The sequence below is a fragment of the Stenotrophomonas sp. STEN029 genome (assembly GCF_056760015.1).
On the sequence record NZ_JBRREC010000059.1, the window covers coordinates 19,629 to 29,635 of the forward strand.

General features: G+C 65.2%; 9 protein-coding genes. 8 read left to right on the top strand and 1 reads right to left on the bottom strand.

The window, feature by feature from the left end; all coding sequences use genetic code 11:
• Positions 1-192 precede the first annotated feature (192 nt).
• The 8 genes from ACVOLI_RS13400 to ACVOLI_RS13435 all read left to right on the top strand — a co-directional run bounded on the left by ACVOLI_RS13400 (position 193) and on the right by ACVOLI_RS13435 (position 8,801).
• On the top strand, positions 193-1,098 hold the full coding sequence (locus tag ACVOLI_RS13400; RefSeq protein ID WP_481614786.1) for a lipid-binding SYLF domain-containing protein: 906 nt from the start codon (positions 193-195) through the stop codon (positions 1,096-1,098).
• Positions 1,099-1,173: 75 nt separating this feature from the next.
• Entirely contained in the window at positions 1,174-1,401 is a 228-nt protein-coding gene (gene tatA, locus ACVOLI_RS13405; RefSeq protein WP_282269413.1) for a Sec-independent protein translocase subunit TatA, read from the top strand.
• Positions 1,402-1,416: 15 nt separating this feature from the next.
• A complete protein-coding gene (gene tatB / locus ACVOLI_RS13410; protein WP_481614787.1) occupies positions 1,417-1,935 on the top strand; it encodes a Sec-independent protein translocase protein TatB in 519 nt (172 codons plus the stop codon).
• On the top strand, positions 1,932-2,681 hold the full coding sequence (gene tatC / locus ACVOLI_RS13415; RefSeq protein ID WP_296250240.1) for a twin-arginine translocase subunit TatC: 750 nt from the start codon (positions 1,932-1,934) through the stop codon (positions 2,679-2,681). Before tatB ends, tatC begins: the two co-directional genes overlap by 4 nt.
• Positions 2,682-2,780: 99 nt before the next feature.
• Positions 2,781-6,383, top strand: coding sequence for a hybrid sensor histidine kinase/response regulator (locus ACVOLI_RS13420; protein WP_481614788.1), 3,603 nt, complete (start codon positions 2,781-2,783; stop codon positions 6,381-6,383).
• Positions 6,368-7,234 (top strand): CheR family methyltransferase, encoded by an 867-nt coding sequence (locus tag ACVOLI_RS13425; protein WP_282269405.1) that lies wholly within the window; start codon positions 6,368-6,370, stop codon positions 7,232-7,234. The genes ACVOLI_RS13420 and ACVOLI_RS13425 overlap by 16 nt, the downstream gene beginning before the upstream one ends.
• Positions 7,231-7,812 carry a chemotaxis protein CheB gene (locus ACVOLI_RS13430; protein WP_296250243.1) on the top strand — a complete coding sequence of 194 codons (582 nt, stop codon included), beginning with the start codon at positions 7,231-7,233 and terminating at the stop codon, positions 7,810-7,812. Before ACVOLI_RS13425 ends, ACVOLI_RS13430 begins: the two co-directional genes overlap by 4 nt.
• Positions 7,803-8,801, top strand: coding sequence for a diguanylate cyclase domain-containing protein (locus tag ACVOLI_RS13435; RefSeq protein WP_481614789.1), 999 nt, complete (start codon positions 7,803-7,805; stop codon positions 8,799-8,801). Before ACVOLI_RS13430 ends, ACVOLI_RS13435 begins: the two co-directional genes overlap by 10 nt.
• A 57-nt stretch (positions 8,802-8,858) precedes the next feature.
• Here the strand turns inward: ACVOLI_RS13435 and ACVOLI_RS13440 are convergent, their stop codons facing one another.
• Positions 8,859-9,761 carry a BPSS1780 family membrane protein gene (locus ACVOLI_RS13440; protein ID WP_343229775.1) on the bottom strand — a complete coding sequence of 301 codons (903 nt, stop codon included), beginning with the start codon at positions 9,759-9,761 and terminating at the stop codon, positions 8,859-8,861.
• Between the last annotated feature and the right edge of the window lie 246 nt (positions 9,762-10,007).

Genomic DNA, 10,007 nt, shown 5'->3' on the forward strand with positions numbered 1-10,007 from the left:
AGGTATGGGCGGAGAAGGGAGCGCTGCGGGTCTGCCGCGGACATCACCCCTCCCCAACCCTCCCCTTCGCGATGCGAAAGGGAGGGGGCACAGGTGCTCATGCCTCTCGCCCGCTCACCAGCTATTCAGAGCCGCGCTACTAATTTCAGGCACTTGCGCTATCTTTCTATGCACCGACCTACGGAGTTACCCATGCGCCGCCTGCCGTGCCTTGTTCTGCTGTTGTCCGCGAGCCTGTTGTCCACCACTGCCGCCGCTGGTCCGCAGGAAGATCAACGTGCCCGTAATGCGGTGCGGGTGCTCAGTGAAATCCAGGACATCCCGGAGCAGGCCATCCCCGACAAACTGCTCGATGAAGGCCGCGCCATCATCGTCCTGCCGGACACCATCAAGGCCGGTCTGGTGCTGGGTGGGCGTCGTGGCCATGGCCTGATGTCGGTGAAAATGGCTGATGGCAGCTGGTCCAATCCCGTATTCATCAAGCTTACCGGCGGCAGCATCGGCTTCCAGGCCGGCGTGCAGTCGTCAGACGTGATCCTGGTGTTCCGCAACGACCGCAGCCTGGACAACATCGTCAACGGCAAGTTCACCCTCGGTGCCGACGCTGGCGTCGCCGCTGGCCCGGTTGGTCGCAATGCCGCGGCCGCCACCGATGGTCAGCTCAAGGCCGAGATCTGGTCGTGGTCGCGTGCCCGTGGCCTGTTTGCAGGCGTGGCGCTGGATGGCGCTGTGTTGCAGATCGACGATGCCGCCAACCTGGATGCCTACGGCCAGAACACCACGCCGCGAATGATTCTGGAGGGCCGCCTGAACAACGCGCCGTCGTCGGATGTCGTGTCTTTCCGTGACCGCCTGGAAGAGTCCACCTATGCCGCGCGGGAAAAGCGCGGCACCCAGGGCAGCGTCGCCCCGGTGGTGGCAAGTGCACCGCGCGGCGACGCGGTCAGCGTGCAGGCGCCAGCGGCCACCACGGAAGGTGCCGATACAGCGACAACTGCACCGTTGCAGCATTCCACCGCTGAACCGGCACCGCAGCAGGGTTTCCAGCCGGTCTCCGAAGGCGAGATCCGCACCGAAAGCCTGGACGGCGGCAACTGACCTTTGGCATAGCGATCAATTAAGACCTTGTGCGCTATGCTCGACAACCTCCACACAGAATAACGCGAGCAGATCATGGGCAGTTTCAGCATCTGGCACTGGTTGGTCGTGCTGGTCATCGTCCTGCTGGTGTTTGGCACCAAGCGTTTGACGAGCGGCGCCAAGGATCTGGGCAGTGCGGTCAAAGAGTTCAAGAAGGGCATGCGTGACGAGGACAAGCCGGCTGCACAGCTGGGCGACGAATCGCGTGATGCCGACAAGAGCGGCGAAAAGCAGGCCGAGCACGACCGCGACGCGCGCTGATCCTGAGCGTACGACGTGTTTGATATCGGCTTCAGCGAACTGCTGCTGATCGCAGTGGTGGCCTTGGTGGTCCTCGGCCCGGAACGTCTGCCCAAGGCAGCGCGTTTTGCCGGGCTGTGGGTGCGACGAGCGCGCAACCAGTGGGATTCGGTCAAGCAGGAGCTGGAACGCGAGCTGCACGCCGAGGAGCTCAAGCGCAACCTGCAGGATGTGCGCCAATCGATGCAGCAGGCCGAGGCCGGGCTGCGCGACCAGGCCGGGCAGGTGCGCAACGAGGCCGATGCCTTCAAGCGCGAAGTGGAGCTGCCGGAATCGGCTGCCGAGCGGGTGATCGAGCCGCGCACCATCGCGCCACGCCCGACCGCCACCGCCGATGGGCAGCCGCCCGCAACGGCGGAACCGGCCTCGCAGGAAGTGGCCGCCGCGCCGGTCAGTGATGCCGCGATCGACCCCGAGACCAACCGCAGCATCCCCTTGGGCGATGTGCCGGCAAGCGCCGAGCAGGCCCCGGCAAACCCGGAGCGGACGCCATGAGCGCGGCCGATCTCAACGAAAGCAGCCTTATCGAGCACCTGATCGAGCTGCGCTCGCGGGTGGTGCGCGCGCTGCTGGGCCTGGGCGTGGTGCTGCTGGCGCTGATGCCGTTCTCGCGCACCCTGTATACCCATCTGGCCATGCCGCTGATCTCGCAGTTGCCGGCCGGGCAATCGATGATTGCCACCAATCCGGCTGGCGCGTTCTTCGCGCCGCTGAAGCTGACCTTCTTTGCCGCCCTGTTCGTGGCGGTGCCGTGGTTGCTGTACCAGGCCTGGGCCTTCGTGGCACCGGCCCTGTATGCCCGCGAGAAGCGCCTTGCGCTGCCCCTGCTGGGTTCGGCGGTCGCGCTGTTCTATATCGGCTGCGCGTTCGCGTATTTCCTGGTGCTGCCGGCGGTATTCCATTTCCTGACTACCTTCCGCCCGGACGTGATCGCCATCACGCCTGATGCCAGCGCGTATCTGGATTTCGTGCTGGCCATCTTCTTTGCCTTCGGTGCCAGCTTCGAGCTGCCGGTGGCGATGGTGATCCTGGTCCTGCTGGGCTGGGTGAGCCCGCAGCAGCTGCGTGAAGGCCGTGGTTACGCGATTGTCGGTATCTTTGTGCTGGCGGCGGTGCTGACCCCGCCGGATGTGGTGTCGCAGCTGATGCTGGCGATACCGATGTGTTTCCTTTACGAATTGGGCATACATGCGGCCCGTTGGCTGCAGCCACGCGACCAGGGCAAGACCGCGAAGTCCTGATTCAACCGCAGCAGGCGGTTGTCGGCAATCTGCGCTATTTTTCACTGAAAAGAGGCCGCGCGGATTGGCAGGCGTGGTGGCACCCCGGGGGACACCTGCATGACGCAAAAGAAGAGTAGCTGGATCAACAATGTGCCGTTGCTGAGCAAGATGCTGGCGGCATTTGGCTTGGTTTTCCTGTGTTTCCTGGCCACCAGCGTGGTCAGCTACCGCACCTCGGGGCGGGATGACGACGCGCGCCGCCATGAAAGCGTGCAGATCGAGGTGATCCGCCAGGTCGAGGATGCGATCCAGGCCGTGCGCCTGCAGCAGATCGCGGTCCGCAATTACCTGCTTGGCGACGGCGAGCGGCATATGGACGTGGTGGCCAAGCAGCGCGAGCGCCGTGATGCTGCATTGACCGCCGCGGTGACCGCTGCCGGTACCGACCCGGTGGCCGAGCAGCTGCGCCGCATGCAGGCCCAGGCCCGCAACTGGGACAACGAGCTGATGGCGGTGCTGAGGCCAGCCGCCGGCGCGGAACCGCTCAGCCAGGCGCAACAGCTGGATGCGCTCAGCAACGGCGGCCAGGGCAATGCACTGGCAGACGCGCTGGATGGGATCTACGACGCGGAGATGACCCAACTGCTCAGTGACCGCGGCCAGATGAGCAGCTGGATCGCCCGCGCGCACACGATCTCGCTGGTACTGCTGGTGCTGGGCTTCATCATCATCCTGCTTGCGCTGTGGATGATCTCGCGGTTGGTGGTCAACCCGATCAACCGTCTCACCGACAAGATGACGCGCCTGTCCAATGGCGATCTGGACGTCGAGATCGCCGGTCTGCACCGCGGTGATGAAATCGGTGAGATCGCACGCGCGCTGGAGGTGTTCCGGCGCAATTCGCTGGAGTCGCGTGACGCCAACTGGGTCAAGCTCAGTGTCGGCGAAGTGGGTGCCGAGCTGCAGACCGCCCAGACCCCGGCCGACTACGCGCAGGCATTGGTGTCGCAGATCGCGCCGCGCATCGACGCGCCTATCGGCGTGTTCTTCGCATGGAATGAGGAAGAAAAGCAGCTGCACCTGCAGGGCAGCTACGGCTTCCAGCGGCGCAAGCACCTGGGCCTGCAATACGGGCTGGGCGACGGACTGATCGGGCAGGCGGCGCTGGAGCGCAAACGCATCAGCGTGCAGCAGGTGCCGGATGATTTCTTCGGCGTGCACTCGGCGCTGGGCGAGGCGCAGCCACGTCACCTGGTGGCGGTGCCGCTGCTGTTGAAGGACCGCCTGCTGGGCGTGTTCGAATTCGGCACCTTCGGCCACTTCAACGCCACCCAGGAAGCCTTCATCGACTCGGTGCTGCCGACCGTGGCACTGGGCCTGGACAATATCTGCCGCGCCGACGAGACCCAGCTGCTGCTGGACCACACCCGTGCCCAGGCCGAAGAGCTGCAGGTGTCGCAGCTGGCCTTGCAGGCGCAGGAAGAAGAACTTCGCGCCACCAACGAAGAACTGCAGGGCAAGACCGTCGAGCTGGAAGAACAGGCCCATCGCCTGTCCGCTTCCGAAGAAGAACTGCGCGTGCAGGCCGAGGAACTGCAGGCCTCCAACGAAGAGCTGCGGCAGAAGACCGAAGTGCTCAACGAGCAGAAGGACGTGCTGCAGGTATTGCAGCGAGAGACCGAGTTCAAGGCGCAGGAGCTGGCGCGTGCCAGCCAGTACAAGACCGACTTCCTGGCCAATATGTCGCACGAGCTGCGCACGCCACTCAACAGCCTGCTGATCCTGTCCAAGGAGCTGGCCGAGAACGAGAGCGGGCATCTGGACGTGGAGGAAGTGGAGGCGGCCGCGGTCATCCACGACTCCGGCTCCAACCTGCTGCGGCTGATCAACGACATCCTCGATCTGTCCAAGATCGAGGCCGGCAAGATGGACGTGCACCGCGAGGAAGTGAAGATCGACGCCATCACCCGCGAGGTGACGCGCCACTTCCGCCATATGGCGATGGAGAACCGGCTGGAGTTCGCCATCGATGTGGCCGCGTCGATGCCCGACGCCTTGGTCACCGATCGTTCGAAGCTGCAGCAGGTGCTCAACAACCTGCTCGGCAACGCCTTCAAGTTCACCCGCGAAGGCTCGGTGACCCTGCATATGGCGATGGCCGACAGCGCCATGCTGACCCGCATCGGTGCCGCTGCCGACGACCAGCACGTGGCGCTGACGGTGCGTGATACCGGCATCGGTATTCCCGAAGAACGCCTGGACTCGATCTTCGAAGCCTTCGAGCAGGTCGATTCCAGCACCAGCCGCCATTACGGTGGCAGTGGTTTGGGGCTGGCGATCGCGCGGCGCCTGGCGCAGTTGCTGGGCGGGCAGCTGGTGGTGGACAGCGAACAGGGCAAGGGCAGCAGCTTCAGCCTGGTGCTGCCGCTGTTGTCGGCCGGCCTCAGCAGCGCGGTGGCGGCGACGCAGGCCAGCATCGAGCAGCGGCCCGCGCCCACGCCGGGCCCGGCACGCGCGGCTACCGCACAGCTGATTGACTGGATTCCCGATGATCGCCACGCCATTGCGGCGGGTGAAACCGTGATCCTGACGGTGGAAGACGATCCAGCCTTCGCCCGTATCCTGGTCGACCTGATCCGCCGCAAGGGCCACCGCGCGCTTGCCGCTGCCGATGGCGAGAGTGGCCTGGAACTGGCGCGTCGCTACCGTCCCACTGGCATCCTGTTGGATGTGATGTTGCCGGGCATGGACGGTTGGTCGGTGCTGCAGCATCTCAAGCACGACCCGGTCACCGCTGCCATCCCGGTGCACTTCATTTCCGCCGTCGATGAAGCCGCTCGCGGTGTTGCCCTGGGCGCGGTCGGTTACCTGACCAAGCCGGTGGATCGCAAGGCGCTGGTTGCCGCCTTCGACCATCTGCTGGATGTGGCCGGCAAGATCGTGCGCAAGCTGTTGCTGGTCGACGACGATCCGGATTCGCGGCTGGCGCTGACCCGCCTGCTGCAGGCGGACAACGTCGAGATCGACCAGGTCGCCTCGGGCGAAGAAGCACTGGAACGCATTGCCACCCACAGCTACGACTGCATCGTGCTGGATCTCAACCTGGGTGGCATCTCCGGCATCGAGTTCCTGGAGAAAGCCGCGACCCTGGTGGCTGTGCCGCCGGTGGTGATCTACTCCGGCCAGGACCTGAGCCGCGAAGACAGCCTCAAGCTGCGCCAGTACACCGACAGCATCGTGATCAAGGGCCAGCGCTCGCCCGAGCGCCTGCTCGATGAAGTGAGCCTGTTCCTGCACAGCATCGGCTCGCGCGGTGCCAACGCCACCCCGGCCGATGACAACAATCTGGGCGGTCGCCAGGTGCTGCTGGTCGATGACGACATGCGCAACCTGTTTGCCCTGTCCAAGTCACTGCGCGCGCGCGGGGTGAATGTGTCGATGGCGCAGGACGGCTACAAGGCGCTGCAGCAGCTGGAGGAAAATCCGTCCATCGAGCTGGTGCTGATGGACATCATGATGCCGGGCATGGATGGTTACGAAACCACCCGTGAGATCCGCAAGCTGCCGCAATGGAGCAACCTGCCGATCATCGCCGTCACCGCCAAGGCGATGCATGGTGACCGCGACAAGTGCCTGGATGCCGGTGCCAATGATTACCTCACCAAGCCGGTGGACCTGGACAAGCTGTTGTCGATGATGCGTGTATGGCTGCAAAAGTAGGCCCCATCGCACCGCAGGCATCGCGTGATGACATCGACGACATCGAGGTCGATGCCTTCATCACCGCGATGTCGCGGCGGCATGGCTATGACTTCACCGGTTACGCGCCGTCTTCGTTGAAGCGGCGGGTGCTGGCGCTGGCGCATGGGCTGGATCTGCCCACGGTGAGTGAGCTGACCGCGCGCGTGCTGCGTGAAGACGAGATGGTGCCGCAGGTGATCGCCAAACTGTCGGTGCCGGTGTCGGAGATGTTTCGCAACCCGGCGGTGTTCCGCAAGCTGCGCGACGAAGTATTCCCGGTATTGGCCTCCTACCCGCAGATCAATATCTGGCAGGCCGGTTGCGCGCACGGGCAGGAGGTCTATTCGCTGGCCATCCTGCTGAAGGAAGCCGGTCTGTACGACCGCTGCCAGATCTACGCCACCGATTTCAGTGATGAAGCACTGGCCAAGGCGCAGGAAGGCATCTTCCCGATCCGCGACGCGCGTCTGTACTCGGAGAACTACCTGGCGGCGGGTGGCCGTCACACGCTGTCCGATTACTACCACGCCCGCTACGACTTCATGAAGCTGGATGAGCGGCTCAAGGAGCGGGTCACCTTCGCCAACCACAACCTGGTCTGCGACGGCGTGTTCACCGAGGCGCAGCTGATCCTGTGCCGCAATGTGCTGATCTATTTCTCCGACACGTTGCAGGACAGGGTGCTGGGCCTGTTCCGCAGCAGCCTCAGCCGTGGTGGCTTCCTGTGCCTGGGCAACCGCGAGTCGATCCGCTTCGCCCCCAGTGCGCGCGATTTCGTGCCGCTGGATGCCGAACTGCGGCTGTACCGCAACGCCGGGGGCTTGCTGTGAAAACCGCGTCCGGGCAGCCTCCACAAGTCGTTGTGGTGGGGTGCTCGGCGGGCGGGCTTGCCGCCCTGCATCAGCTGCTGGGCGGGCTGTCAGGGCCGCTGCCGGTGCCGATGGTGGTGGTCTGCCACAGCGGTTCGGAGGATATGCGGGTGTTCTGCGAGCTGCTGGCCAGCCGTAGCGGGCTGCCGGTGGAGGAGGCTGAAGAACGCCAGCTACCCGAGCCCGGGAAGGTCTATGTGGCCCCGTCCGGCTACCACCTGCTGATCGAGCGCAACGGCCGCTTTGCCCTCAGCATCGACCCCCGGGTGGCATTTTCACGCCCTTCGATCGATGTTCTGTTTGAATCTGCGGCCGAGGTCTGGCGCGGACAGGTGCTGGCGGTGTTGATGACTGGGGCGAATTCCGACGGTGCCGAAGGGTGCGCGCGGATACGACGCTCTGGTGGCACACTGATCGTTCAGGACCCGGAAACGGCGCAAGTGGCTATGATGCCTGCCGCCGCACTGGAGCTGGCTGGCGCCGACCATTGCCTGCCGCTCCCTGAAATTCCCTTTTTGCTGGAAGCATTATGTTCGTGACCAAGCCGGCGGCAGTGCAACGCCCCAAGATCCTTGCGGTGGATGACAACCCCGCCAACCTGCTGGTGATCCGCCGGGTGCTGGCCAAGCTCGACGTGGACGTGGTCGAGGCGGCCTGCGGCAACGATGCGCTGAAGGCGACGCTGGACGACGAGTTCGCGCTGGTGCTGCTGGACGTCTACATGCCGGACATCAACGGCTTCGAAGTGGCCGAGATCCTGTCGCAGGAAGAAACCACCCGGCAGACCCCGATCATCTTCGTCACCGCGACGTACGCAGACGACGTGCACCGGCTCAAGGGCTATGGTTTTGGCGCGGTGGACTACATGGCCAAGCCGCTGGAGGCCACCATCCTGCTGTCCAAGGTGCAGGTGTTCCTGGAGTTGTACCGGCACCGGGTCGCGTTGCGCGATGCGTTGAGCGAGCTGTCCGAGCGCAACCGCCAGCTGGAGATCGAAGTCGAGCAGCGCAAGCAGATGGAGCAGGAAATGCGCCATCTGGCCATGCACGACATGCTGACCGGGCTGCCCAACCGGGCCTTGTTCATGGACCGGCTGGAGAGCGCCCACCACCGCGCGCAACGCCATGGCGGCATGTTCGCGCTGGTCTATGTGGACGTGGACCGGTTCAAGGAGGTCAACGACACCTGGGGTCACGGTGCCGGCGATGCGGTGCTGATCGAGCTGGCCGCACGGCTGCGCGGCGCACTGCGTGAGAACGACACGGTGGCCAGGTTGGGCGGCGACGAATTCGCGCTGGTGCTGGAAGAGCTCGACGACATCAGCGATGCCCATCGTCTGATGGAGCGGGTGACGCAGTCGTTGCAGGCGCCGATGCGCTACCTGCGCGATGGCGAAGAACTCACCCTGGCTATCGCCGCCAGCATTGGCGTGGCTGCCTACCCCGCGGACGGTGCCGAGGTTGACGCCCTGCTGCATGCTGCCGACCAGGCCATGTACCTGATCAAGCGCAGCCGCGACACGGTGTGAAAGAAAAAGGCCGCGCATCGCTGCGCGGCCTTGCTGCAAGCAACCTGACAGCCTGGATCAGGCTTCGAACACGTGACCGCTGCTTACCGGCGGCGGGGTCGGGCCGGTCGCATCGGCCGGAGCCAGCATCTGCTTCCAGGCCGCATACACGGCACCTGCAAACACCGGCATCAGGATCGCCATCAGCAGCAGCTGGGCGATGGCCATGGCGGCGCCCTGGCCGGCAATCAGACCGATGAACAGCGCCACGATGATCACCGCGAAATAGATCGCGAAGATGGCGATGAAGGCCAGCACGAAGAACACCAGCATCGCCGGCAGGTTGTGGATGCTGGCGCGCAGGCTTTCGCGCAGCGCGTGCATGCCACCGGAGCGTTCGAACATCACCTGCGGCGGCATCACGAACAGCGCAAGCGTCAGCGCGACGAAGCTGGCGATCAGCAACAGCAACCACAGCAGGATGCGCCCGGCCGGCAGCGTCGCCACCAGTGCCTCGATCTGTGCCGGGTCCGGCTGTGCACCGGATTGGCTGAGCTCGTTGAGCTTGACCATCACCACCGACAGCTGTTGCAGGCCATCGGTGCCGACCAGCACCAGCAGCAGCGTGCCCAGCAGCAGGGCAGCAAACAGCTGCGGCAACAGGGCGACCAGCAGGTGCGGCGCACGGCCTTCCTGTACGCCCTGCAGCAGGTGCGCCGGCCTGGCGGTCCGGCCCTGGTCGACCTCGCGGATCGCCCACAGCATGCCGCCCATGAACAAGGGGCCGGCCAACAACAGCAGCAGCTGCACCACGGTGCCCAGTGCCGGCACCAGCATCGACAGCGACAGCACCAGCGAGGTGCCGACGCCCCACAGGATGCCCAGCGAACCCAGCGCCAGTGGCGCGCGCTTGAGCAGGCCAAAACCGGTCAGCAGCCATTCCGCACCGGCAGAGGCCGGTACCTTGCGAATCTCGCTCATTGCAATTCCGAAGCGGGGGAGTGCGCGGGCAACACGCCGACGCTGGGCGGATTATCGCCTGAAACCCGGGTCGGGTTTATGAGGACAAAGTAACGGCGGGGTTTGCTCCCTCCCTTTCGCGCAGCGAAGGGGCGGTTGGTAGTGGGGGGGGCCGGGGGGGGGGGGGGGGGGGGGGGGGGGGGGTTGGGGGGGGGGGGGGGGGGGGGGGGGGGGGGGGGGGGGCGCCGCCCGCCCCCCCCCCCCCCG